Source organism: Pseudomonas fildesensis, assembly GCF_001050345.1.
Classification (GTDB): domain Bacteria; phylum Pseudomonadota; class Gammaproteobacteria; order Pseudomonadales; family Pseudomonadaceae; genus Aquipseudomonas; species Aquipseudomonas fildesensis.
This window is the reverse complement of the sequence record NZ_LFMW01000011.1, coordinates 87,043-111,782: the sequence shown is the minus strand read 5'-3', so window position 1 is coordinate 111,782 and position 24,740 is coordinate 87,043. Positions and strand designations below refer to the sequence as shown.

Annotated in this window: 23 protein-coding genes; 11 read left to right on the top strand and 12 right to left on the bottom strand. The window is 61.4% G+C overall.

Features of this window, described 5'->3' with window-relative positions:
• Nucleotides 1-255: 255 nt before the first annotated feature.
• The 3 genes from ACR52_RS16550 to ACR52_RS16540 all read left to right on the top strand — a co-directional run bounded on the left by ACR52_RS16550 (nt 256) and on the right by ACR52_RS16540 (nt 5,996).
• Complete coding sequence (locus tag ACR52_RS16550; RefSeq protein WP_048726312.1) at nt 256-1,401, top strand: MalY/PatB family protein; 1,146 nt, start codon at nt 256-258, stop codon at nt 1,399-1,401.
• A gap of 372 nt (nt 1,402-1,773) precedes the next feature.
• Nucleotides 1,774-2,238, top strand: coding sequence for a hypothetical protein (locus ACR52_RS16545; protein ID WP_048726311.1), 465 nt, complete (start codon nt 1,774-1,776; stop codon nt 2,236-2,238).
• Complete coding sequence (locus ACR52_RS16540) at nt 2,235-5,996, top strand: dermonecrotic toxin domain-containing protein (protein WP_053221248.1); 3,762 nt, start codon at nt 2,235-2,237, stop codon at nt 5,994-5,996. Before ACR52_RS16545 ends, ACR52_RS16540 begins: the two co-directional genes overlap by 4 nt.
• Nucleotides 5,997-6,158: 162 nt before the next feature.
• Here ACR52_RS16540 and ACR52_RS16535 read toward each other — a convergent pair whose 3' ends face one another.
• From ACR52_RS16535 to ACR52_RS16525, 3 genes are all read right to left on the bottom strand, one after another.
• On the bottom strand, nt 6,159-6,374 hold the full coding sequence (locus ACR52_RS16535; RefSeq protein WP_003173733.1) for a TOBE domain-containing protein: 216 nt from the start codon (nt 6,372-6,374) through the stop codon (nt 6,159-6,161).
• Nucleotides 6,375-6,760: 386 nt separating this feature from the next.
• A complete protein-coding gene (locus tag ACR52_RS16530) occupies nt 6,761-7,681 on the bottom strand; it encodes a FecR domain-containing protein (RefSeq protein WP_048726289.1) in 921 nt (306 codons plus the stop codon).
• A complete protein-coding gene (locus ACR52_RS16525; RefSeq protein ID WP_048726286.1) occupies nt 7,678-8,196 on the bottom strand; it encodes a sigma-70 family RNA polymerase sigma factor in 519 nt (172 codons plus the stop codon). Before ACR52_RS16525 ends, ACR52_RS16530 begins: the two co-directional genes overlap by 4 nt.
• Nucleotides 8,197-8,337: 141 nt before the next feature.
• Between ACR52_RS16525 and ACR52_RS29520 the strand changes: the two genes are divergently transcribed.
• Nucleotides 8,338-8,535, top strand: coding sequence for an SDR family oxidoreductase (locus tag ACR52_RS29520; RefSeq protein WP_269084179.1), 198 nt, complete (start codon nt 8,338-8,340; stop codon nt 8,533-8,535).
• Between the two features lie 9 nt (nt 8,536-8,544).
• On the opposite strand, the gene ACR52_RS16515 is transcribed toward ACR52_RS29520, so the two are convergent.
• Nucleotides 8,545-9,453, bottom strand: coding sequence for a LysR substrate-binding domain-containing protein (locus ACR52_RS16515; RefSeq protein WP_048726280.1), 909 nt, complete (start codon nt 9,451-9,453; stop codon nt 8,545-8,547).
• Between the two features lie 92 nt (nt 9,454-9,545).
• Here ACR52_RS16515 and ACR52_RS16510 point away from each other — a divergent pair, with 92 nt between their 5' ends.
• Complete coding sequence (locus ACR52_RS16510) at nt 9,546-10,541, top strand: DMT family transporter (RefSeq protein ID WP_048726276.1); 996 nt, start codon at nt 9,546-9,548, stop codon at nt 10,539-10,541.
• Here ACR52_RS16510 and ACR52_RS16505 read toward each other — a convergent pair.
• Together ACR52_RS16505 and ACR52_RS16500 are read right to left on the bottom strand one after the other, a co-directional pair.
• Nucleotides 10,528-11,931 (bottom strand): MFS transporter, encoded by a 1,404-nt coding sequence (locus ACR52_RS16505; protein ID WP_048726273.1) that lies wholly within the window; start codon nt 11,929-11,931, stop codon nt 10,528-10,530. The genes ACR52_RS16510 and ACR52_RS16505 overlap by 14 nt on opposite strands.
• A 143-nt stretch (nt 11,932-12,074) precedes the next feature.
• Nucleotides 12,075-12,605 carry a GNAT family N-acetyltransferase gene (locus ACR52_RS16500; protein ID WP_048726270.1) on the bottom strand — a complete coding sequence of 177 codons (531 nt, stop codon included), beginning with the start codon at nt 12,603-12,605 and terminating at the stop codon, nt 12,075-12,077.
• 155 nt (nt 12,606-12,760) lie between these two features.
• Here ACR52_RS16500 and proP point away from each other — a divergent pair, with 155 nt between their 5' ends.
• The 3 genes from proP to ACR52_RS16485 all read left to right on the top strand — a co-directional run bounded on the left by proP (nt 12,761) and on the right by ACR52_RS16485 (nt 17,483).
• Nucleotides 12,761-14,263, top strand: coding sequence for a glycine betaine/L-proline transporter ProP (gene proP / locus ACR52_RS16495; RefSeq protein ID WP_048726265.1), 1,503 nt, complete (start codon nt 12,761-12,763; stop codon nt 14,261-14,263).
• A gap of 52 nt (nt 14,264-14,315) precedes the next feature.
• Nucleotides 14,316-14,822, top strand: coding sequence for a GAF domain-containing protein (locus ACR52_RS16490; protein WP_048726262.1), 507 nt, complete (start codon nt 14,316-14,318; stop codon nt 14,820-14,822).
• Between the two features lie 105 nt (nt 14,823-14,927).
• Nucleotides 14,928-17,483 (top strand): bifunctional diguanylate cyclase/phosphodiesterase, encoded by a 2,556-nt coding sequence (locus ACR52_RS16485; RefSeq protein ID WP_048726259.1) that lies wholly within the window; start codon nt 14,928-14,930, stop codon nt 17,481-17,483.
• 29 nt (nt 17,484-17,512) lie between these two features.
• Here ACR52_RS16485 and ACR52_RS16480 read toward each other — a convergent pair whose 3' ends face one another.
• On the bottom strand, nt 17,513-18,334 hold the full coding sequence (locus tag ACR52_RS16480) for an AraC family transcriptional regulator (RefSeq protein WP_048726256.1): 822 nt from the start codon (nt 18,332-18,334) through the stop codon (nt 17,513-17,515).
• A 102-nt stretch (nt 18,335-18,436) separates the two neighbouring features.
• On the opposite strand from ACR52_RS16480, the gene ACR52_RS16475 reads away from it, so the two are divergent.
• Complete coding sequence (locus tag ACR52_RS16475) at nt 18,437-19,648, top strand: MFS transporter (RefSeq protein WP_048726253.1); 1,212 nt, start codon at nt 18,437-18,439, stop codon at nt 19,646-19,648.
• A gap of 204 nt (nt 19,649-19,852) precedes the next feature.
• On the opposite strand, the gene ACR52_RS16470 is transcribed toward ACR52_RS16475, so the two are convergent.
• Both ACR52_RS16470 and ACR52_RS16465 read right to left on the bottom strand, forming a co-directional pair.
• Complete coding sequence (locus ACR52_RS16470) at nt 19,853-20,275, bottom strand: MAPEG family protein (protein ID WP_048726250.1); 423 nt, start codon at nt 20,273-20,275, stop codon at nt 19,853-19,855.
• Entirely contained in the window at nt 20,268-20,573 is a 306-nt protein-coding gene (locus tag ACR52_RS16465) for a DUF2834 domain-containing protein (RefSeq protein WP_048726247.1), read from the bottom strand. Before ACR52_RS16465 ends, ACR52_RS16470 begins: the two co-directional genes overlap by 8 nt.
• Before the next feature lie 83 nt (nt 20,574-20,656).
• Here ACR52_RS16465 and ACR52_RS16460 point away from each other — a divergent pair, with 83 nt between their 5' ends.
• Both ACR52_RS16460 and ACR52_RS16455 read left to right on the top strand, forming a co-directional pair.
• Nucleotides 20,657-21,445: a helix-turn-helix domain-containing protein gene (locus ACR52_RS16460; RefSeq protein ID WP_048726244.1), complete on the top strand. Its 789-nt coding sequence runs from the start codon at nt 20,657-20,659 to the stop codon at nt 21,443-21,445.
• 53 nt (nt 21,446-21,498) lie between these two features.
• A complete protein-coding gene (locus ACR52_RS16455) occupies nt 21,499-23,208 on the top strand; it encodes an amidase (protein ID WP_161799304.1) in 1,710 nt (569 codons plus the stop codon).
• 53 nt (nt 23,209-23,261) lie between these two features.
• On the opposite strand, the gene ACR52_RS16450 is transcribed toward ACR52_RS16455, so the two are convergent.
• The 3 genes from ACR52_RS16450 to ACR52_RS16440 are packed head-to-tail and all read right to left on the bottom strand — an operon-like array spanning nt 23,262 to nt 24,692.
• Complete coding sequence (locus ACR52_RS16450) at nt 23,262-23,999, bottom strand: CPBP family intramembrane glutamic endopeptidase (RefSeq protein ID WP_048726238.1); 738 nt, start codon at nt 23,997-23,999, stop codon at nt 23,262-23,264.
• Nucleotides 24,000-24,006: 7 nt separating this feature from the next.
• Entirely contained in the window at nt 24,007-24,477 is a 471-nt protein-coding gene (locus ACR52_RS16445) for a RidA family protein (RefSeq protein WP_048726235.1), read from the bottom strand.
• Nucleotides 24,474-24,692, bottom strand: coding sequence for a DUF6434 domain-containing protein (locus ACR52_RS16440; protein WP_048726233.1), 219 nt, complete (start codon nt 24,690-24,692; stop codon nt 24,474-24,476). Before ACR52_RS16440 ends, ACR52_RS16445 begins: the two co-directional genes overlap by 4 nt.
• Between the last annotated feature and the right edge of the window lie 48 nt (nt 24,693-24,740).

Genomic DNA, 24,740 nt, shown 5'->3' with positions numbered 1-24,740 from the left:
GTTCCAATCCCCAGCGCAATGGCGTTTTTATTACAGAACTTGTCGGTCACAGAACGGACGCCAAAAAGCCCATGCTATATTCCGCCGCCTGACGGTCTTGCAAGGCGCTTTGACAGGGTGATCAAGAAGACCGGTATTTGCGCGCAACAGGCCGACCAGACCCACACACATCCAAACCAATCGCCACTAGCCTATAAAATTAATGTCGCTAAAATCACCGCCATCCTTGCACCCGCCCCCTGACTCGAGCCCCCCATGAGCTTTGACTTCAACACGATCCACCCCCGCCTCGGCACCGGTAGCACCAAGTGGAACCGCTACCCGCAGGACGTTTTGCCGATGTGGATCGCCGACATGGACATCGCCGCGCCACCTGCGGTACTCAAGGCCCTGCACCAACGCCTCGACCAGCAGATCCTCGGCTACAGCGTGGCCGGCCCGGACGTGCGTGAGTCCATCGTGGCCGACCTCTGGGCCAAGTACGCCTGGCGCGTACAGCCCGAAGAGCTGCTGTTTTTGCCCGGCGTCGAGCCCGGTTTCAACATGGCGTTGCACGCCTTTGTCCAGCCTGGCCAGCCAGTGGTGCTGCAAACCCCCAACTATCGCCCGATTCGCCTGGCACCCGGCCACTGGAACCTGCCGCGCATCGAAGTACCGTTCGAGCTGATCGACGGTGAATACCTCACGCCCCTGCCCGCGATGCGCCAGGCCCTGACCGGCGCCGGTGCGCTGCTGCTGAGCAACCCGCACAACCCCATGGGCAAAGTCTTCCCCCGCGAAGAGTTGCTGGCCATCGCCACGGCCTGCCTGGAACAGGGTGCGCTGATCATCAGCGACGAGATCCACGCCGAGCTGTGCTTCGACGGCCGCCGGCACATCCCCACCGCCAGCCTCAGCGCGGACATTGCCCAGCGCACCATTACCCTGATGTCAGCGAGCAAGGCCTACAACGTGGCCGGTTTGAAGACCTGTTTTGCCGTGGTGCAAAACGCCGAGATTCGCGAGCGCTTTAATAATGCGCGCTGCGGCATGGTCGACAGCGTCAGCCCCCTGGGCCTGGAAGCCACCCGCGCGGCCTATAGCGAATGCAGCGAATGGCTCGACGCGCTGGTGCAGTACCTGCAAGCCAACCGCGATTACCTGCTCGACGCCGTACGCACCCGCTTGCCCGGCGTGGTGATGCATGCGCCGCAAGGCACCTACCTGGCCTGGCTGGATTGCAGCGCGCTGGGCCTGGACGACCCGCAGCAGTTTTTCCTCGAACAGGCCAGGGTCGGCTTGAGCGCCGGTATCGAATTCGGCGATGACAGCCAGCAATTCGTACGCCTGAACTTCGGTTGCCCACGGGCGTTACTCGAAGAAGGCATTCAGCGGATGGAACGCAGCTTACAAAACAGCTGAAATCGGCTGGAACCCCGCAGCGAATTTTCTACACCTATACCGAGCCATGCCTTTCAAAGGCCAGTCGAGTTGTAGAAACCTGCGCGGAGCCAGTCATCCATGACGCAACCAATCCGTACCAACGCCTCGCCCCCGCCATACGTTTTTGCATCGTACACAGGGGATGCTCCCCGCAATCAACCCACCTACACGACCGCAAGCAGCGACAGGCACGAGGGTGACCGCCAACTGGCGCAAAGCCTTGGCCCCGCCCCCCTTGATCATCCCGTCTCAGGGCCTGACTCGCTGTTCAACATACCGCGACATTCCACCCTGGGGCTGTGGCTGCAGCAACTGGACAACGCGCTGCGTACGCCAGAGTTCAGGCAATGGATGAAGGCAAACAACCTCTCAACGTCCGACGTACAGTTCAACCCAGGGGTGAACACCCTGGAGGTGAGGGTCGACGGCCAGCGCAAAATCTTCACCCTGGACGATAAATCCGGCTTCGCTGCGGTTGCCGGGCCATTGATGGACGCGGTGCAAGCGATTGGTTTCTGGCCGCCTTCCAGCGGCACGTTGCTGCACTACCCGTCCAAGCCCTACGACGTGGCGACGGCCCAGGAGGTGCTGCAGTTTTATGGCGTCAGTCCGTCCGACCCGCAAGCTGCCAGCCACCAGGCGTTCCCCTCGATTGCCAGCACTGATCCCCGGCGTGGCGAAGCGGCCCTGGTCACCCAACGGCGGGTTATTGGCGATATGCATGACCGTCATCACCTCATGGGCGCCCTGACGCACCTGCTCGCCGGTTTGCCAGCGCCGCCCGCCACCCTGTGCCGGCATTGGCGCGCGACTTGAGCAGCAGCAAGATCAACGTGCATCCCGGCTCCTCCTACAGCCTGGCCCACTACGGTGGCGAGTCCGCACGCGCGACCCTCGCGCAACTCTTACGGGCGTCGGGCAGGCGCCTGCCGAAAACGTCTGATGGGTTGAAACGGCTTGTGCGCGATCTTGCGGCCGCAGGCCCGCCAAACCCCGCCACCGTTCGCGAGAAAGGCCGGTATGAGCAATTGATGCACGCCACGCACAAGGCGCTTCCCAACGTGCGCGATGAGGCAAAAAAATGGGCGCAAGAGATCATCTTGAAATTGACCGGGCTCACGGTAGAGGCCGACACCCTGTTCTTGAACCGCTTCAATGGCGCGCAATCGGCTGACACGGTCACCGGCTGGGAACACCAGGGCGAAGAGCCGGTACGCTCCCAGGCCCTGCCGGACGCACTGCTCAGCAACTTCAGCGAGCATGACGCGCTGCCGGGTGTGCTCGATCAGGACGCCGGCCTATACACGTCGGGTGCCGGGCAAAGCAAAAAAGGCGGTTACGGCGCCCACAACCAGTTCCAGCTCGCCCCTTCAAAGTTGATGCACGAGAGTTGGAAAACCGACTTTCAACAACGCATCACCGGCAAACTCGAGGGTTTCTGGCAAGAACACGGTGATAACTACCGCACAACCTTGAAGGGAGAGTTTGTCGCCCAAGCGCGCCAGCAACTGGGGGCCTACGTACACTCCTCGGGAGCTGAACGCCAGGCATTACCGGCCGAGCAGCGATTCACACCGGATGATTACCGCCTGGTGATGGGGGCAGTGTCCAACGTGCCGCTGGATGAGAAGCGCGCCTTGACGGTCGAACAACTGCAAGCAAAAGCCCCGGTAAAGAGCGTGGTGTCTACCCATGTGTTTGATATCAACGGTTTTCAATCAAACGATATCCTGCGCTTTTCCGGCGCCGACGGCCTGCAAGTGCTCTACATTCCCGGGCACCAACCGGCGTTTCTTCGATTCCACTCCCTTGAAGCGATGGGCCAATGGGTTGCCGATCAAGGCCATGATGCCGATAAGCGCAAGGCATTGGCGTCGCATTTTTCGCTCAGGGATCGACAAGACAACGGCACCGGCTTGTGGAGCGGGTTCAAGGAGTTCTTCACCGGTCACGATCAACCGGACAAAGGGGTAGACACCGCCTTGAAGTACCTGGGCACCGGGTACTGGGACAGCCTCGAAGGCACTGTCATCGACAGCGCCAACGTGAAGATTCATGGCGACGTGTTCAGTGTAATGAGAGACGCCACCCGGCAACGGATGGCCAGTGATGCGGATGTCATGATCAAGTCCGACAGCGAGGTCACCCGTGACACCTGGTTGAACGATGTCACCGCAGCAGCGGGCCTCGCGGCCAGGCTGGCAGTGATTGCGGAACCGGTGGTCGTGGGCACCGCCGCAGCCACCGGCCTTGCAGAAGCTGCATTGGGTACCGAAAAAGCGTTTTCCGGCGATACACGGGAAGAACGCAAGCAAGGCGCATCGGCGGCACTGGACGGCGTGCTCAACACGTTGTTTTCGGTAGTGGGCGGCACGGATGGCGTGGCCAGGGACCCGTTTGGAATACCTCAAGAACGCCCCGCCCTGCTGGCGTTGCGCAACGAGGTGTTCTCAGACGGTCAGCGCGCCCGGGTGATTGATCACGCCCTGGCCCCGGAGGCCTACACCCTGCCCCGAGCCAATGGCTACGACGTGGTAGACGGCGACAGGGTTTATCGCTACCGAAACACTCGGCCCGGGGAACTGGCCGACCTCGAGTCGCCGAAGCACGCCAGCCCCCTGGACGATTTCGAGGCGATTTGCCCGGCACCTGCAGCGGGTGGCCGTGTTCGGCGCAGTGCCAACGATGAATGTTTCGCCAAAATCATTGCGGACGTTCCCAAGCCCGCCGCACAGCTTCAGGCAATGGAGCATGTGCGGCTGTTCCCATCCCGCCCTGGCCTTTTCAGCAAGGACCGTCTGGTTATCCATGAAAAACGCCTGCACAAAATGATCGAGACGGACATCGGCTCACAACTGGTACCGGCCAGCAACGCAAAGCGCATCACCTATAAACACCAGGTGCGCGGCAAGATCGTCACCGACCCGGGCTTTGGCTTCTATGGCGGCAACGCACCGGGGTCGCTGGCTGAACAGACGCGGGTGATCAAGCTCAACAAGATCAGCGACGCTGTCGATGACCAGCGTCAACTCAGGGCGGTTATCGTCAACAGCGGCACCCAGCCCTACCTGGTTGTGGAAGCGGACACCGCCGAGTTCTATTACGCGCCGCTGGGCAAGGCGCAGACAGGTGAAATCACCTTCAAGAAGTGCAGCCCCTCCGAGCTGAACCTGGTGCAAGGCTACCGGGATTTCTTGAACTTGAACCACAGCGCGCAGACCCTGGATGCGGATTTTGTCGCCCTGCCCAAACTCAAGGGCGCCTACCGCCAGCTCGAAGAATCGGGCTACGCAACAGCCGATGTCGATGAATTGAAACAGCTGTGCAAAGCGTTGACCGAAGAACAGCAGCGCGAAGTGGTCTACCAGTTGCAGCAGGCAAAAGCCATTACCCGGCCCAATATCGCACTGCGGCCGCAGCGGGTTTCGCCCCTGGAAAAACCGGCGGATTTTGCCACCTGGCCCGCGATACGCCAGAACGGGTTCTACGCAAAAAACACCAGGGATCAGGTGCAACAAGCCCTCAAGGCCACCGGTCTCGGCCCTGGCAACCTGGTGCGCTCCGCCAGCGACCTGGCCAGGGCAAACGCAGCCTCGATGACGCTTGGATGGCTGCGCCAGACTGCCGATTTGCGCGCCCCCTATGCCGCCGACCTGATCATGAAGACCGGCGCCGGCAACTGCGGCGAAATGGCCCTGCTGTCCAGGGAGATCATCCGTAAAAGTGGCGGCACGGCGGTGGAATGGCGCGCAGGTGATGCCCACATGTTCACCGTGATCGGCGCGCCGTCGGGTGCCGTCGGCGCAACAACGGATTTCTCCGGGCCCGCCTGGGCCGATGCCTGGATCGTCGACCCCTGGGCGGATATCGCCTGCCCTGCAGCCGAATACACACAGCAATTGCAGGCCACCATGGTCAAATGGGACACGGCCGGCCTGAAGATTCGCACAGGCGCCAATCCCAATATGAGCCCGCGAGACCCCGAGTGGCTCGACACACTCGTGAAGCAGCCGAAGCAGCCCGACCGCTCGTCCCACGTAGCGCATGAGAGGGCCCCGCGAATACTCCCCCCGCCCATAAAACCAGCCACTACCGTGCACGTCGCCATGGGCGAGTCGACGACAGTCAACACGGGCAACGAGACACTCTCGACCCGTAGCCTGACCGACTGTTCCGCGCTGGCGGTGCTCACCGACTGGAACGGCACCACCTACCAAACCCGCACGCTGATGCACCTGACCGGCAGCAACCTGGAGCTTGGCCTGCGCGGCGGCAATACCCGGCAACTGCTGGACAGTCTGCAGGCCTCGCTGGACAAGGGGGGCCGAGTGATATTGGTGGGGGGCGTGAATACCCAGTCGGTGCAAGGACTGGCCACGGTCATCGGGCAAGAATTCCAGGGGCAGCAACCGCTAAACGCCTTGCTCAAGCAGCGGCCTGGCGTTTCGGTGACGATTGCCAGCTCCCTGGGGGTGACGATCAAGGCCGATGGGACTTTCGAGCTGATCGAAGACACAGGCAAGGGTGTGTTGCCCGCCAAAGAAGTCCAGCAGATCTTCGACCGTATTGATTAAGGCGGTGAACAACCCACAACTCACACCATTTCGCAGCAAGGGCACGCCCCCTGCCATGACTGTTTTTGCGGCTTCGTCCCGGCGGCGCAAGGTCAACGTTGATCTTGCGGCCGCCATCGCCATCGCCGGCAAGCCGGCTCCTGCGGGGGCTTGTGCGAGGCTTTAGAGTTTGGCGATGGACACTTCGGTCGACTTCACAAAAGCGATCACTTCGCTGCCGACTTTCAATTCCAGGTCACGCACCGAGCGGGTGGTGATCACCGAGGTGACGATGCCGGACGCGGTCTGCACGTCGATTTCGGACACCACTTCCCCCAGCAGAATTTCCTTGATCACGCCCTTGAACTGGTTGCGCACGTTGATCGCTTTAATGGTCATGTCGGCTTTCCTTTTGGCTGTTGGGTCAATCCGCACGAATGCGCAGGCCCTCAAAATGCGCCATCCGCGAAGACATTAAAAGGAATATATAACTATTTATTTATTCGATATTGATATAACAGAACTAAGGTGCTGGCCTTGACGGAGTTGCACCGCACACATGGGATCTAAAGGAGGCGCGTCTGTGGCGAGCGGGCTGGTCGCAATGCCGTTCAGTTAAGGGTGAGCACTGTCACTGTGGCGAGGGAGCTTGCCCGCGTTGGGCCGCGAAGCGGCCCCTCGTCCAGGCACCTTCATTTTGCAGGCAGACCTCATGGCAGGCTTCAGGACAGGCTTCAGGGCAGCTTCGCAGCCCAACGCGGGCAGCTCGCTCGCCACAAAATTTGTCAAGCCAGCGCTTTGCGCAGGGTTACCCAATACCGCGTCCGCGCCTGCACTTCCAGCCCCAACGTGGACGCCAGCAGGTTGAGGATGCGGTCGGTGTCATCCAGGCGAAAACTGCCGGTCACCCGCAACGTTTCCAGGCTCGAATCCCAGCGCAACACGCCGGGACGATAACGCTCCAGCTCGCGCAGGAAATCCCCCAGCAGTTGGTTCTGCGCAGTCAGAACGCCGTCGCGCCACCCCAGTTGCTGCACATCAAAAGGCACCCAGGCACCCAGCCCGCTGGCGTTCAGCGGCGCTTGCTGCCCCGCGTGCAATATCGCCAGTTGCCCGCTCAAATCACGGACCTGTACGGCACCCTTGAGCACCGACACCCGGCAACCGGCCGCCAGTTGCCGCACACACACCTGGGCTTGGCTGACCCGCAGTTCCCCGTAGCGCGTCTGCACCGTCATCGCCGTCGAGCCGGGTACGTTGAGCGCCAGTTCGCCGTCGACCAGGGTGATGCGCCGTTGCGCCAGGTCCACATCCACTGCCGTGGCGGTATTCAGTTGCAGGCTGCTACCGTCGGCCAGGGGCAGGCGTTTGCGCTCGCCGGTGACGGTGTGCAAATCGGCGCGCCACACCTCGATGGGCAATTGGCGGCTGATCAACCAGGCGGTCGGCACCAACGCCGCCACGCCCAACGCACGCTTGAGCAACGCTCGCCGGCCCGGTTGCGGGCGGTCGAGGCTGGCCATTGCCAGCGCCTTGGGCAACCCGCTGAAACGCTGGCGCAGGGATTGGGCTTTTTGCCAGGTTTGTTCGTGCTGGGGATGGCTGTCGCGCCAGTGCTGCAAGGCGGCATGATCGCGTTCAGTGGCCGCGCCGGATTCCAGCAGCGCCAGCCACTGGGCCGCCGCACGCGCAACCTCTCGGCTCACAGGTCCACCAGCAGGCAATGTTCGTAGGCTTGCGCCATATACCGCTTCACCGTGCGCTCCGACACTTGAAGGCGCTCGGCGATCTCGCGGTAGCCGAGGCCTTCCAGCTGGCTCCACAAAAATGCCCGGCGCACCAGCACCGGCAAACCGTCGAGTAATTCATCCAGCGCTTGCAGGGTTTCCAGCACCAGCCAGCGTTGTTCAGGCGACGGCACACAGGTTTCCGGCAGGTCCGCCAACGCGTTCAGATACGCCTGCTCAAGGCTGCGCCGCTGATGAAAATTCACCAGCAAGCGCTTGCCCACCGTCACCAGGTACGCTCGCGGCTCCTGCATCTGCGCAATCGGCTGGGCACTCGCCAACACCCGCAGAAAGGTGTCCTGGCTCAGGTCCGCCGCATCCCAGGCATTGCCCAGGCGTCGGCGCAGCCAGTTTTCCAGCCAGCTGCGGTGGTCGCGATACAGGTTCGACAAGGTCAGTTCGGGGGCGTGCGTAAGGGCAACAGCATCATTCATGGGGACAACCTGCACGGCGCGATTGAGTCTCAAATGAGATTAATTCTAATTAATATCGTGCCAGGACACCATGATCTTTTTCCTACACCTAACCCTGATCTTTCCGACGCGCGCCTGATCGTTCCCACGCTCCGCGTGGGAATGCAACCACGGACGCTCTGCGTCCCCAAGCGTGAAGCAGAGCTTCACAGCGGCATGACCTCGCGTACACCGCTGGGCCGATTGGGTGAGCCGGATGATGTGGCGGGGCCCATTGTGTTTCTGGCTTCGGACATGGCGCGGTATGTGACGGGGGCTTCGTTGCTGGTGGATGGGGGGTTGTTTGTGAATTTGCAGTAGGTTGTGCAGTCAGCCCTCACTCTGCAATTGCGCTTCCAGCCACGCCAACAGCGCCGTGATCTCGGCCCGGTTCCCCACACCTTGTTGCCGGTAGACCGAGATAGCCTGCGGCAAATGCACACTCTGCGCACATGGCCTCACCAGCGCGCCGCTTTCAATCAAGCGGCTCGCAGTACGCCGCCACCCCATCGCAATACCGTGCCCCTCCACAGCCGCCTGCAGCATCAGCGGGTAGCTATCGAACGTGGCACTGCGCGCATCACTGGCCAACACCTCACCGAACACCTGCAACCAGCCATCCCACTCCATCAAGTGGGCAGGCTCGGAGCTGTGATGCAAAAACGTATAGGGCTGCAACTCGGTCAGCGGCAGCGGTTGGGCGGCTGTCAGGTAGGCAGGACTGCACACCGGAAACACCTCATCGGAGGCGGTGAACATCAGGGGATGCGAGCCACTCGCACGCCGCGTACTTTGCAGCGCCACGTCGAAGTGATCATTGAATTCCGTCAGCGGCCGGGTGGAGGTGACTACCTGTATTTCGATATGCGGGTATTGCTGGTGAAACGTCGACAGGCGCGGCATCAGCCAATAAAACGCTTCGCACAACTGGCACAGCAGCACCACACGGTTGCAGTGAGGTGACGCCCGCAGATTCGCAGCGCCATCACTGATGCCTCGCAGCGCGGCAGCCACCACGCGCCCGAATTCGCGCCCTTTCTGGGTCAGGAATACCGCCCGATTACGCCGACAAAACAGCTTCACCCCGAGGTTCTCTTCCAGCCCGCGAATCTGCCGGCTGATAGCCGCCTGGGTAATGTGCAGTTCCTCGGCAGCCCTGGAGAAACTCTCCAGGCGCGCGGCGGCTTCGAAGGGCAGCAAGCTGGCGAGGGGCGGTAAGGTTTTGCCGAGCGCATTCATAATCTGAGGTTATGCATCCAGGGCCGAGAACTCGTTTGTAGCACACCGCTCTGGCTGTGCACCATGAATGCATTACTTCATGGACATACTTGATGAATACCTCCCTTTTCATTGGCGTGAGTCTTGCCGTTGTCGCAACCCTGGGCTGGGCGCTGAACTTCATCACGCCTTACATCACCGGCGACTACAGCCTTTATGACGTGATGACCGTACGGTTTCTGATCGCCGGCGCGTTGGGCGTGGCGGGGATGATCCTGTGCCGGGCCCAATTGCGGTTCCTAAGGCCCGGCCAGTGGTTGGTCGCTGCCGGCCTCGGCACCACGGGCTGCCTGGGCTACGGCGTGTGCATTGCCGCGGGCGTCGTCTTCGGTGGGCCGGTGCTGACGCCCGCCTTTGTGGGCATGGTGCCGGTGCTGCTGGCCCTGCTCGGCAACGCCAGGAACAAGACCGTGCCTTGGCGCCGACTGGCTGTCCCGCTGGGCTTCTTGACGGTCGGGTTGTGGCTGTCCAACCTCGGCAGCCTCAATCAGGCTGCATCGGGTAACGGCACGTGGCTGGCGGGGTTGTTCTTCTCGGTCAGCGCGGTCGTGTTGTGGGTGGGGTTCAGCGTGATCAACCAGAAGTACATGCGGGACCTTCCCGCCACAGCAACCGGTGCCTGGACCGCACTGATGCTGGTGGGCACCGGTATTGCCACACTGTGCCTGGTGCCGGTGGTGCAAGCCTTCGGCCTGCTCAAGCTACCCACCCTCGGTTTTGGCCTGGCCCAGGCGGGGCCGCTGTATGCCTGGTCCCTGGCCATCGCATCGATGTCTACCGTGATCGGCGCCTGGGCCTGGAACGCCGCGACCCGGCGCTTGCCCATGGTGCTGAGCGGCCAGTTGATCGCCCTTGAATCACTGTTTGCCACCCTGCTCGGCCTGTGGTTTCACGGTCGCTGGCCCACCACCATGGAAGCGGCCGGCCTGGCCGCAGTGCTGATCGGGGTGGTCATGGCGGTTCGTATCATCCTCACGGGCAGACAGCCCGCCACAACGTGCCACTCCTTACGGGAGAACTCGAGCCCCGGCCCCTTTACAGGTCGGTGATTTCCTTGTGGCGTGGCACCAGCGTCTTCATCACGCTCCAGGCCACCAGGTAAGCCAGCGCGCAGATGGCAAACATGATCATGTAGCCGGTATGGATATCGTTGACGGACTTGTAGTAGTCGAACACCCAACCGCCGATCTTGGTCATGACCACGCCACCCAAGCCGCCGGCCATGCCGCCAATGCCGACCACCGAGGCCACGGTTTTCTGCGGGAACATGTCGGACACAGTGGTGAAGATATTGCACGACCACGCCTGGTGCGCCGAGGCGCCCACGCCGATCAACAGTACCGGCACCCAGAAGCTGATGTAGCCAAGCGGCTGCGCCAGCAGTACCACCAGCGGGAACAGCGCGATCACCAGCATGGCTTTCATGCGGCCGTCATACGGCGCGTCGCCGCGTGCCATGAAGTAGCTGGGGAACCAGCCGCCGCCAATGCTGCCGACCATGGTCATGCTGTACAGCACAGCCAGTGGTATCACGATATCGGGGCCTTTCATGCCGTATTGCGCCGACAGGTAGGTGGGCAGCCAGAACAGAAAGAACCACCACACGCCGTCGGTCATAAACTTGCCGAAGGCGAAGGCCCAGGTCTGGCGATAAGTGAGCAGCTTGAACCACGAGACTTTCTTCTCCACCGCGCCTGCAACCGGCGGTGTGAATGGATGCACGGTCTGGTCGCTGCGGATATAGGCCAGTTCCTCGGCCGACAGGCGTTTCTGCTGCTCGGGCTTTTCATACACCGCCGCCCATACAGCCACCCAGACAAAGCCGAGCATGCCGATGACCATAAAGGCCGCTTCCCAGCCCCACATGCCCGCAATCAGCGGCACGCAGATCGGCGCCAGGATCGCGCCGACGTTGGCGCCGGAGTTGAAAATACCGGTGGCCAGGGAGCGTTCTTTCTTCGGGAAATATTCGGCAGTGGCCTTGATCGCGATCGGAAAGTTACCCGCCTCGCCAATTGCCAGCACGGCGCGCGACAGCATGAAACCGGCAATCGACACCGGGATCACCGCCAGGCCAATTGCACTGCTGAAGGCGGCGATGCCCTCACCCATCGGCACCGAGAACGCATGCATGATGGCGCCGGTGGACCAAATGCCAATCGCCACGACGTAGGCCGTCTTGGTGCCGATCTTGTCGACCAGCCGGCCGGCGAACAGCATGGAAATCGCGTAGACAAACTGGAACACCGCCGCGATGTTGGCGTAATCGGTGTTGCTCCAGCCAAACTGCGTCGACAACTGCGGCGCCAGGAGGCTGAGCACCTGGCGGTCGAGGTAATTGACGGTGGTTGCGAAAAACAACATCGCGCAGATGGTCCAGCGATAGTTGCCTACCGCCTGACCCACGCGGTGGGCGCTGATGGGCTCGTTCAAGTTCATGGCATCACTTTTTATTTTTGTTAGGTAGGACATATGTAACGTCATATGTCGTCGTACAACTGTGGCTTTTATATCGGGCTGCTTACGCGGTGTCAATCCGAAAGATTGCCGTATGTCTAGGTGTTAGGTGATTACAAAAAGTGTCAGGAGCGGGCAGTTGTAGGATGACAAACCCGCATCACCAGACTTGGCGCCTTGCCGGGCACATCATCGAGCAGGCCAAAGCGCTGCATGCCGATCTTTTCCAGCACGCGTATCGACGCTGCGTGATCTGGCCGCACCAACCCGAAGACTTGCGGTAAACCGAGCGTGTCGAACGCCAGCACCAGCGCATCGCGGCCCACCTCGGTGGCATAGCCCTGCCCCCAGGCTTCGACGGCAAAGCGATAGCCGAGGTTGACGCGGCGTTCGGTCAGGTAATTAAGTGGCGCGATGCCGCCAAAGCCAATGATGTGTTGTGGCGCCTCCCGCCGGGCTATCGCCCACCAGCCATAGCCCTGGGTGGCCCACTGTTCGAGCCAACGATTGAGCAGGCGCTGGGCCTCGGCCAGGCTCGTCATCGGGCCGGCAGGATTGAACAGGTTGGTCTGCGGGTCGCCGAAGATCGCGAACAATCGCTGCACGTCGCCGGGATGTGGCTTTCGGTAGGTCAGGCGTGCGGCGGTGACAGGCATTCGGAATGGCTCCCCGGCTGGATTGGCAAAGTTCAGTCAATCTGCAAAAAAACGCAAATAGCGGTGAATTATTTCATGTCCGCTTGTATCTGAACTGACAGAGCGGTGCCATCGCGGCGATGGCACCTCCCCTGTTCAGCTTTAGAGTGGCCCGCATGAAATTACGTAAGAAAAGCGTCAAACCCATCGGATTGAAAGACATCACCATCGTCGACGATGCCAAGGTGCGCAAGGCGATCACCGCCGCCGCACTGGGCAACGCCATGGAGTGGTTTGACTTTGGCGTCTACGGTTTCGTCGCCTATGTGCTCGGCAAGGTGTTCTTCCCCGACGCCTCGCCCAGTGTCCAGATGATCGCCGCCTTGGGCACCTTCTCCGTACCCTTCCTGATTCGTCCCCTGGGCGGCCTGTTTTTCGGCGCATTGGGTGACAAATACGGGCGGCAGAAAGTCCTCGCCGCCACCATCGTGATCATGTCCCTGAGCACTTTCGCCATCGGCCTGATTCCCGGCTACGCCTCGATTGGCATCTGGGCACCGATCCTGCTGTTACTGTGCAAAATGGCCCAAGGCTTCTCGGTGGGCGGTGAATACACCGGCGCCTCGATCTTCGTCGCCGAATACGCACCGGACCGCAAACGCGGGTTCCTTGGCAGCTGGCTGGACTTCGGTTCCATCGCAGGCTTCGTGCTCGGCGCCGGTGTGGTGGTGCTGATTTCCAGTGTGCTCGGCGAAGCGGAGTTCGAGTCATGGGGCTGGCGCCTGCCGTTCTTCCTCGCCCTGCCCCTGGGCATCATCGGCCTGTACCTGCGCCACGCGCTGGAAGAAACGCCAGCCTTCCAGCAGCACATGGACAAGCTTGAACAAGGCGACCGCCAGGGCCTGACCCACGGCCCCAAAGTGTCATTCAAGGAAGTCGCCACCCAGCACTGGCGCAGCCTGCTGACCTGCATCGGTATCGTCGCCGCCACCAACGTGACGTACTACATGCTGCTCACGTACATGCCGAGCTACCTGTCGCATAACCTGCACTACAAAGAAAACAGCGGCGTGCTGATCATCATCGCGATCATGGTCGGCATGCTGTTTGTGCAACCGTTCATTGGTTTTATCAGCGACAAGATCGGTCGCAAGCCGTTCATCATCGCCGGCAGCATCGGCCTGCTGTTTCTGTCCATCCCGGCGTTCATGCTGATCACCAGCGGCAAGATCGGCCTGATCTTCGCGGGCTTGCTGATCCTGGCCGTCATTCTTAACTTCTTTATCGGCGTGATGGCTTCGACGCTGCCGGCGATGTTCCCCACTCACCTGCGCTACAGCGCCCTGGCCAGTGCGTTCAACGTCTCGGTACTGGTCGCCGGTATCACCCCAACGGCCGTGGCCTGGCTGGTAGAAACTACCAACGACCTGTACATGCCCGCGTACTACTTGATGGTGTTTGCGGTAGTCGGCCTGGTCACCGGCCTGACCATGAAGGAAACCGCCAACAAACCGTTGCGCGGCGCAGCGCCGGCGGCCTCCGACATGGCAGAAGCCAAGGAAATACTGCAAGAGCATCACGACAATATCGAGCAGAAGATCGAAGACCTCGACGCCGAAATTGCCGCGCTGGAAGCCAAGCGCCAGAATCTGGTGCAGCAGCATCCGCGCATCAACTAAGACCTGACTGTGCGTGGTGGCCAAAACCACCACGCCATTGGAGTGTTCACACATGCTTCCCAGCGTCACCGCAGCCCAATCGTTACTCAGCGCCGATGAGCGCGCCGCCATCGCCGAAATCGAAGCCACCACCAGCATCCTGCAACTCGTCACCCGCCTGACCGGCATGCGCTTCGCCGGTATCGCCAAATTCACTGACCTGGAGTGGATCGTCTGCTCGGCTTACGACCCGATGGAAATGGGGATTCATGTCAACGATGTACTCGACCTTGAAACCACCCTGTGCAGCGAGTTCTGCATCAACCCCCAGACCCTGTTCATCCCGCAAATCAGTCAAAACGGCCGCTTCGCCGCGCGCCCGGTAGTCAAGCAATACGCCATTGAGAGCTATGCCGGGGCCCCGATCTTTCTGCCGGATGGCCGCCTGTTCGGCGCGCTGTGTGCGCTGGATTCACGGGCGATGCTGTTTGACGACCCCAACCTGCCGGAAACCCTGAGCCTGTTTGCGCGGCTGATCGGTTGTATTTTTTTCGCCAACTTGAGTACGCAAGGCAAATGAGCGGTCAGGTGAACCGATGCCTGCCGACAGACGCGCTCAGTTTTTTGCCGACGCCGCCGATAGCAAGGGATACTACTGACTTGCAGTGACTCACTGCGGGAAACAATGCCGAACAGTCGCTCCCCTTTTGTCCGCACGCTTTCCCACCGAACCAGCCTCTCACTGGCACGTACGTCGCTGTTCCAATGTGTGGCCTTACTGGCCTGCGTATTTGCGGCGGCCGCCTACTCGCTGGTTTATCTCGCCCAAGATCTGGACCGAACCGAAGAGATCGAAAGCGCGTTCTACACCCGTAAAGCCGTGCAGTCCCTGGAAAAATCCCTGCGCCTGACCGTCAAGGATTACGCCTTCTGGGGCGATGCCTACAAGCACCTGCATGTTCAAGTGGACACGGATTGGGCTTATGTTCGCGAAAACGTTGGGCCCACGTTGTTCCAGGATTTCGGTTTTCAAGGCTTGTTTGTCGTCAACGACCTCAATCACACGGTTTACGCGGTGATCAAGGGCAAACTCGAACCGATTGAACTCAGCGATTGGCTTGATCAGCCCATCGCCGACATCCTCGAACAGGCGCGGGCGGGGGGCACCACCGAAACACCCGTGACGGCCTTCATCAATGTGCGCGGCAGCCCCGCATTGGTGGCGGCAGCGGCGATAACACCCGGTACTGACCCCACCGTTGTAACCGACGACAGGCCAGCGTCTGTACTGTTCTTCGTGGATATTCTCACCCGTGCCAAGCTCGCCCAAATCGGCGAAGATTTTGGCGTCAATCAGTTGCATATCGCATCACCCGCTGAAATGGGCAAGACCCGGCTGTTTGCCCTGGACGATAGCGGCGCCGCCGGTAGCCTGCACTGGGAGGCGTCGCGGCCCGGCTTGCGGTTGATCGGAGTTGGCCTGCCGCTACTCGGCCTGGCCGCGTTGCTGGTGTGCCTGATGACCTGGCTCATCTTGCGCCGAACCACGGCGGACGCGCTCGCCCTGGATACCAGCCATACCTCGCTGCAAGATAGCCAGAAAGCATTGGCGACCAGTGAAGAACGCTTCCGAGATGTGGTGGAGGCCAGTTCAGACTGGGTGTGGGAGGTGGACGCAGACTGGCGATTTACCTACCTGTCGGAGCGCTTCGAAGACGTCACGGGGCTCGCCCGGCAAGCCTGGATCGGTGCGACGATGAACCAATTGCTGAACGCAGAGGCCGGCCAGTTATCACAGTGGTTCGGCACCTCGGGCCGGCGCCCGGACGTCAGCGTGCAATGTCATTATGTCGATGCCCAGGGGCAGGAGCGCGCCACCCGGCTGTCGGCGCGAGAAATGCCCTGCGGCGGATTTCGCGGCACAGCCACCGACGTGACCGAAGAGGTCGAGGCACGCCGACGCATCGAATTTCTATCCCAACATGACGCGCTCACCGGGCTGCCCAACCGCATGCGCCTGCGCGCGTTTCTGGACGGTAAGCTCAACGCGCCAGCCACCTCGGATCAGCCGCTGGTCATGCTCAGCCTGGACCTGGACAGGTTCAAGCCCGTCAATGACTTGCTCGGGCACGCCGCCGGTGATCGGGTGCTCAATGAAGTGTCGAGCCGTTTGGCCGACTGCGTGCGCCATGGTGATTTGGTTGCCCGCGTAGGCGGTGATGAATTTGTGCTGATCCTCACTGGCGCAGGTGCCCAGGACGAAGTCGAAACGCTCTGCAGGCGCTTGATCGAGTCCATCGAGCGCACCATCAGAATCGACGAACAGGAAGTATTCGTCAGCGCCAGCATCGGCATAGCCATGGCGCCCAATGACGCCTGCGAAGCCAGCGAGCTGCTGCGCTACGCCGATATCGCCTTGTACGAGGCCAAGGCGGGGGGTCGTAATACGTGGCGGTTTTACTCGGGCGAAATGAATGCGCGGATCATCGAGCGTCGCGCCCTCGAAAGTGATCTGCGGTATGCGATCAAGCATTCAGAACTGCGCCTGCACTTCCAACCGCGCTATCGCATCGCCGATGGGCAGATGGTGGGCGCCGAAGCACTGGTGCGCTGGCAACATCCGGTGCGCGGTCTTATCGCACCCGACACCTTCATTCCGATTGCCGAAGAGTCCGGCCTGATCCTGTCTCTGAGCGACTGGGTGCTTGAAACTGCGTGCTCTTGCGCCGCCCAATGGCCGGACAATCTTTTCGTGTCGGTGAATCTGTCGCCCACTGAGTTTAAGCGCGGCAACCTGCTGGAGCGCATTGGGCAGGCGTTGAATATTTCGGGGATCAACCCCACCCGCCTGGAGCTGGAGATCACCGAAAGCGTGATGCTCGAAGATGCCGCCGGGGCGCTTGAGGTGATGGGCGCACTCAAACATCTGGGTATACGCATTGCCATGGATGACTTCGGCACCGGTTACTCCTCCCTGAGCTATTTGCGCGCCTTTCCGTTCGACGGTTTGAAAATCGACCGCAGTTTCCTGACCCGGCTGGAGGAAAGCGAGGATGACCAGGCAATCATCCAGGCAATCGTTGGCCTGGGGCGCGCATTGGCACTGACGGTCACGGCCGAAGGGATTGAGTCAGCCGAACACTTGGCACTGCTCAAAGCCGTGGATTGTGACGAAGGCCAAGGCTTCTATCTCAGTCGGCCGCTGGACATCCATGCGTTCAATAACCTGCTGGCTAAGTAGGCACGCCGTGATAATGGCCGAGCCCGACACTATCGAAAAAAATGACTCGGCGTCTTGCCGAACTGCTTCTTGAACATGCTGGAAAACGCACTCGGGCTGTCATAGCCCAGTTCAAGGGCGACATCGATAATCTTCTCCCCCACCGCGATGCGTTCCAGCGCCAGCAGCAGCCGCGCCTGCTGGCGCCATTGGCCGAAGGTCATGCCGGTTTCCTTGCGGAATAGGCGCTGGATGGTTTTCTGGTCGAGGTCCAGGCGCTCGCTCCAATCCGCCACCGTGGAGGCATCGCCCGGATCCTCCTGCAACGCCAGGCAAATCCGGTTGATGCGTGGGTCGGCGGCCTGCGGAAGGGATAACGGCAAAGCCGGCAACAGGGCCAGTTCGTCGAGGATCAGGTGCATGATCCGCGCGTCGCGGGAATCCTCGGCGTACGGCGGTTTCAAACTGACCGAGGCCTTGATCAGCTCGCTCAGCAGCGGCGAAATACTCACGGCCTTGGTTTCGGTCGGCAGGTTCGGGAAACTGTCGGGGCGCACAAACACACTGCGCATTTTCAGCGGCCCCACGCAGCGCAGGGAGTGCACGTGCCCGCAGGGCATCCAGAAGCCGCGATTGGGCGGCACCGTCCACTGGTTCTGCGCCGAGTGCACCACCATCACGCCTTCGGTCGCGTAGAGCAACTGGTGCTTCTCGTGGCTGTGATCGGGAATCACCCAGTTTTCCGGGTAGTCTGTGGCCGAACTGATGACGGCCCACTCGCCCTCATCGATCTCCTGCAGAAATTTATCCAGTGATTTGATCATTTCGCCCTTTTTGCGATGGTTGCCTCCCGAATTACGCGAGACAGGCATTTTCCGCAAATCTAGCATAAACACCGAGTTCAAATGGAGCAGCGGTTCACATCACCGCGGCCCACCTCCTTGCCTGTTAGCTGCCTTGTATGGAATGCCTGCATGACCACCCTGACCGCGTCCCCCGCCGCTACAACCGACACCCACCAGATAAGCCCCTTGGTGATGCGCGTCCTCGGCGCCTGCGCCCTGGCGCACATGATCAATGACTTGATCCAGGCTGTGCTGCCGTCGATTTACCCGATGCTCAAGGCCAACTACGGGCTGACCTTTACCCAGGTTGGCCTGATCACCCTGACCTTCCAACTGACCGCCTCGCTGCTGCAACCGTGGATTGGCTACCACACCGACCGCCACCCCAAGCCCTGGCTGCTGCCGGCGGGCATGGTGTGCACGTTGATCGGCATCCTGATGCTGGCATTTGTCGGTACCTTCCCCGCGATTCTGCTGGCGGCGGCGCTGGTCGGCGTCGGCTCGTCGACTTTTCACCCGGAAACTTCCCGCGTGGCGCGCCTGGCCTCCGGCGGACGTTACGGCCTGGCGCAATCGACTTTCCAGGTCGGCGGCAACACCGGCAGCGCCTTTGGCCCGTTGCTGGCAGCAGCGATCATCATTCCCTACGGCCAGGGCAATATCGCCTGGTTCAGCCTGTTCGCCGTGTTCGCGATCTTTGTGCTGTATGGCTTGAGCCGCTGGTACCGCAACCACCTCAACCTGTTCAAGCTCAAACAAGGCGGCAAAGCCACCCACGGCCTGTCCAAACGCCGCGTGACGTTCGCCCTGGTGGTATTGGCGATGCTGGTGTTTTCCAAATACTTCTACATGACCAGCCTGACCAGTTACTTCACGTTTTACCTGATTGAAAAATTCCAGCTGTCCGTCTCGAGTTCCCAGATGTACCTGTTCCTGTTCCTCGGCGCGGTGGCCGTGGGCACCTTCGCGGGTGGCCCGATTGGCGACAGGATCGGTCGCAAGAAAGTCATCTGGTTCTCGATCCTCGGCGCCGCGCCGTTCACCCTGGCCCTGCCCTACGTCGACCTGTTCTGGACCGCCGTACTGAGCGTGGTGATCGGCTTTATCCTCGCCTCGGCGTTCTCCGCGATTGTGGTATTCGCCCAGGAACTGGTGCCCGGCAACGTCGGTATGATCGCCGGGATATTCTTCGGCCTGATGTTTGGTTTCAGCGGGATCGGTGCGGCGCTGCTTGGCTTGCTCGCGGATAACCACGGTATCGAGTACGTCTACAAGCTGTGCTCGTTCCTGCCGCTGGTGGGCATCCTGACGATACTGCTGCCGTCGACCAAAGGCGTCTGAACCGCCGATCATCGGCTGGCTGTGCAGGTCAAGGCCGCGGGTTTATTGTGGCGAGCGAGCTTGCTCGCGCTGGGCTGCGCAGCGGCCCCATCAAAGGCGCTGCGGTGTTTCAGTTAGCACGCGGCGTCAGGTTTGGGGCCGCTGCGCAGCCCAGCGCGAGCAAGCTCGCTCGCTCGCCACAGGGACAGTGGGGTGCCGCTTCATTCATATCAGCCTCGTAACCAGCATTGCGCCCAACCCGAACAGACACGCCATGCCCGCTCCGTACGCCATCGAGCGCCAAGGCTGCCATCCCGCCAGGTACATCGCCGTATGCCCCACCCGCGCCAGGGTAAAACCACCAAACAACCAGGCAGTGACAACACCGTGCGTCCCCAACGCGACGCACAATCCACCCAACACAAAAAACAGCGGAATATTCTCCAGGTCATTGCCCCAGGCCTTGGTCGCACGGTTTACCTGCGGCAAGTCCTCCTCCAGCGCTGCGCGGTTGAAGAAAGCCGCATCCTCGCGATTGGTGAACGCCTGCCCCCGAATCCGGAAAAAACCCTGATAGCAGGAAATCGCAAACATCTTCAGGCACAGCACCAGCACGCACAGCGCGTAGACAGGCAAAAGGTTATTCATCCCGGAACCCCTTCACAACGATATAAAGCATCGGCCCGACCGACACGAACACCGCCGTCAGCAAAAAATACGGCACCACCGAAGCCACCGACCGCCCTCGCCCCCGCGCATCCCGGTACATCCACACGCACGCCAGCACTGCCATCAGGTACAGGTCTATCACCACCTGCGCCGTGTCCGGCTGTGACATCAACGCCTTTCCAAAGGCCAGCAACGACTGCTCGGCCGTCAACATCGTCGCCAGCGTGTACAACGAAAACCCAAGCAAACCGGTCAGGGCAATATAAGGTCTGTGCATGGTGTCCTCCTTGAAGTGATCGAGGCCCACCATAGTGATAAGGTTCAGCCCCTCGCAATGACCTCGGAGGTCATGATCACGCCATGGATAATCCTGCCACCGCCGGTGAACACCTGCGCCAGTTGCGTCGACAGGCGCGCCTGAGCCAGCTGGACCTGGCCTTGATCACCGGTGTTTCCCAGCGCCACCTCAGTTGCATCGAAACCGGCCGCGCCAAACCGAGCCCGGGCACCTTGCATAACTTGCTGACCGCGCTGGAGACGCCGCTGGACCAATGCAACCGCGTATTCCTCGCCGCAGGCTTTGCCCCGCGCTATACCGCCACCCCGCTTGCCTCACCGGCGATGGAGGCGATTCGTGACGCGGTGAGCCATGTGCTGCACGCCAACAACCCCGCGCCCGCGATTATGCTGGGGAGCCAGTGGGAAGTGTTGGCGGCCAATGCCAGTACCGTCGTGCTGTTTGAACTGGTGGGTATCCCCCCGGAGGCGGCCAATGGGTTGAACCTGCTGACCACCCTGCTGCAACCCGGTGGCCTGGGCGATCACCTGATCAACGCCGAAGAGATCCGCACCCGAGCCTGGCAACGGGCAACCCGCGAGGCCCTGGAAAATCCTGCATTGGCTGCTTTGCTGTCCGGCTTGCCGGTGCCAACCTGCACCGATCTCCCCCAGGAAATGCCGCCGCTGATGCTGACCCGCATCCGCTCGACCCAAGGCGAGCTGAATTTCCTGTCGACCTTTACCACGTTCGGCATGCCCCACGACATCACCCTGACTTCGCTGCGTATCGAACATTTGATTCCTGCCGATGAGTCCACCTGGCAGGTCATGCGCACCGCCTATGCGGATTATTCGGCGCTGGTTTTGTGAAATATCTGTACGTAGACTGCCGCCATACTCCCACCTGAAGGCGGCGAAAAAACGTGATGCAAGTGACTGAAGTCTCCATTGCCCAATTGCGCGCGGCGCTTGAATCCGGCCAGACCACGGCCGTTGAACTGGTCCACGCTTACCTGGCGCGGATCGAGGCCTATGACGGCCCGCAGACGGCTACCGCGCTGAACGCCGTCGTGGTGCGCAACCCCGACGCCCTGAAAGAAGCCGAGGCGTCCGATGCGCGCAGGGCCAAGGGCGAAACGTTGGGGCCGCTGGATGGCATTCCCTACACGGCCAAGGACAGTTACCTGGTCAAGGGGCTGACCGCTGCGTCGGGTAGCCCGGCCTTCGCCAAGCTCACCGCTCATCGAGACGCCTTCACCATCGAACGCCTGCGTGCCGGTGGCGCCATCTGCCTGGGCAAGACCAATATGCCGCCGATGGCCAATGGCGGCATGCAACGCGGTGTGTATGGCCGTGCGCAAAGCCCCTACAACGCCAACTACCTGACTGCGCCGTTTGCCTCTGGTTCGTCCAACGGCGCCGGTACCGCGACGGCTGCAAGCTTTGCTGCGTTTGGCCTGGCGGAAGAAACCTGGTCGAGCGGACGCGGCCCGGCCTCCAACAACGGGCTGTGTGCCTACACCCCATCCCGTGGCGTGATTTCGGTGCGTGGCAACTGGCCGCTGACCCCGACCATGGACGTGGTGGTGCCGTATGCGCGCACCATGGCCGACCTGCTCGAAGTGCTCGACGTGGTGGTCGCCGAAGACCCCGACACCCGTGGCGACCTGTGGCGCCTGCAACCCTGGGTGCCGATCCCGAGCGTTGCGTCGGTACGTCCGGCGTCCTACGCCGAATTGGCTGTCGACAGCGAAATGCTCGCCGGCAAGCGTTTCGGCGTACCGCGCATGTACATCAACGCCGACCCTGACGCCGGCACCAGCGAAAAACCTGGTATCGGCGGGCCGACCGGGCAAAAGATCAACACCCGTGCCACGGTGATCGACCTGTGGCAAGCCGCCCGCCAAGCGCTCGAAGCTGCAGGCGCGGAAGTCATCGACGTGGATTTCCCGCTGGTGTCCAACTGCGAAGGCGATCGCCCCGGCGCACCGACCGTGTTTACCCGTGGCCTGGTGTCCAAGGCATTCCTTCACGATGAACTGTGGGAGCTTTCTGCGTGGGCGTTCGACGACTTCCTGCGCGCCAATGGCGACCCGACGCTGAACCGCCTGGCGGATGTCGACGGGCCGAAAATCTTCCCCCACGACCCGGGCACCCTGCCCAACCGTGAAGACGACCTCGCTGCCGGCATGGACGAGTACGTGCGCATGGCTGAACGCGGTATCAAACCGTGGAATGAGATCAGCACGGTGCCCGATGGCCTGCGCGGTCTGGAGCAAACCCGGCGCATCGACCTGGAAGACTGGATGGACAAGCTGGGGCTCGACGCGGTGCTGTTCCCCACCGTGGCCGATGTCGGCCCGGCGGATGCCGATGTGAACGAGGCGTCCGCCAATATCGCCTGGAGCAACGGCGTCTGGGTGGCCAACGGCAACCTCGCCATTCGCCACCTCGGCGTGCCAACCGTGACCGTGCCGATGGGCGTGATGGCAGATATCGGCATGCCGGTCGGGCTGACATTTGCCGGGCGTGCCTATGATGACTCAGCGTTGCTGCGGTTCGCGTCCGCGTATGAAGCCACCGGCAGCAAGCGCCTGATCCCGCCGCGTACACCGCCACTGAAGCAAGGCTAATCAACCGGATAAACACGCTCAACATGTGGGAGCGGGCTTGACTACATTTCAACTCAAGCGATATAGGGCACGGCAATCAGCAGGATCGCCGTGCCATGGGCCAGCGTCGCCGCCAACACGCCGTACCGCATACGCACCAGCGCGCAGGCCAGCCCTTCGATCAGGGTAAACAGCAACACCGGCCAGCCCAACTGGGTAACACTCAGCGCCAGAAAGGCATGGCACGCGGCAAACGCCACGCCGCTGATCAACGCCGCCCGCAACGGCGTCACCTGCTGCTCCAGATAGCCCTGCAAATAGCCGCGAAACAGCACTTCTTCCAGCGCATTGGCGCCATAGGCCAACACCACCATGCCCGGCAACCACACCCAATAACCATGGATCGTTTGCGGATCGATCCCTTGAAAGAGCCGCAGCGGCACACCGATCAGGCAGCCGACGGCAAGCCCCACCGCAAGGCCATGGGCGCGCCGGCCCTTGAACCACACGATCAACCGCGACAGCTCTGGCGCCACCCAGGCAAGCACTGCAATCAGCAGCAGTGACAGCCCCCCGAGCACCGCCAGCACAAACGTATTGTGGGTGAATGCAATCTGCACCTCGTCACTGAGCGCCCACAGACCCAGCGGCGTCATCGCGTCGCGCATCAGCACAAACGCCGCCAGCAGGGTCAGGATGCGCATGGCCGGCAGCGACTTGGGCGTGAGCGCGAACCACGCGCCGAACAGCAACAAGCCAGGCGCCAGGTAGATGGTGTAGTTGACCAGTACCCCAATGCCTTGGGTGATCATGGGCGGTTCAACCGTGCGCGACCGCTATCATGTCGATCTCCACCGCTGCCGATTTGGGCAACTGCATCACCCCCACCGACGTGCGCGTATGCACCCCGGCGCTGCCCAGAATCTCGTGCAGAAGGTCCGATGCGCCGTTGGCCACTTCACTCTGCTGATCAAAGTCTTCCGCGCTGCGTACGTACACGGTGATGCGCGCAATGGCCTTGATCTGGTCCAGCGAGCCCAGCGCCTGCTTGAGCAAACCCAGGCAGCGCAATGCACTGATCCCGGCGGCGATTTGCGCCTGAGCCAGCGTCAGGCTTTCACCGACCTTGCCCGGCAGCACAATAGCGTCGCCTACGCGGGGGATCTGGCCGCTGATGTACAGGTGGTTGCCGTCGCGCACCAGCGGCGTGTAGTTGCCACCGACTTTGAACTCGTCCAGCGTGTAGCCGAGGCGCTGTTGGGCGGCCTGGTATTTTTCATCCGCTGTCATGGGCGTGCCTTCTCGTTTCGACGTTGCCACTCATCCACCACATCGCCCAGGGTCTTGGGTGTCTCATCGCGAATCCAGGCCATGAAGGGCCGGTCGAATTTGAACGCCGCGCCGCAGTGTTCAAGCATGAAACGACGGACGTTCTGGGTGTTTTTATAGTGGGCAGTCACGGGGGTGCTGCGGGTGATGGGGTCGCTGTGCCAATCGAAGTCCATTTGCTTGTCTCTCTGATGCCTCAGGAGCCCGCAGCATAGCGCCAAAAT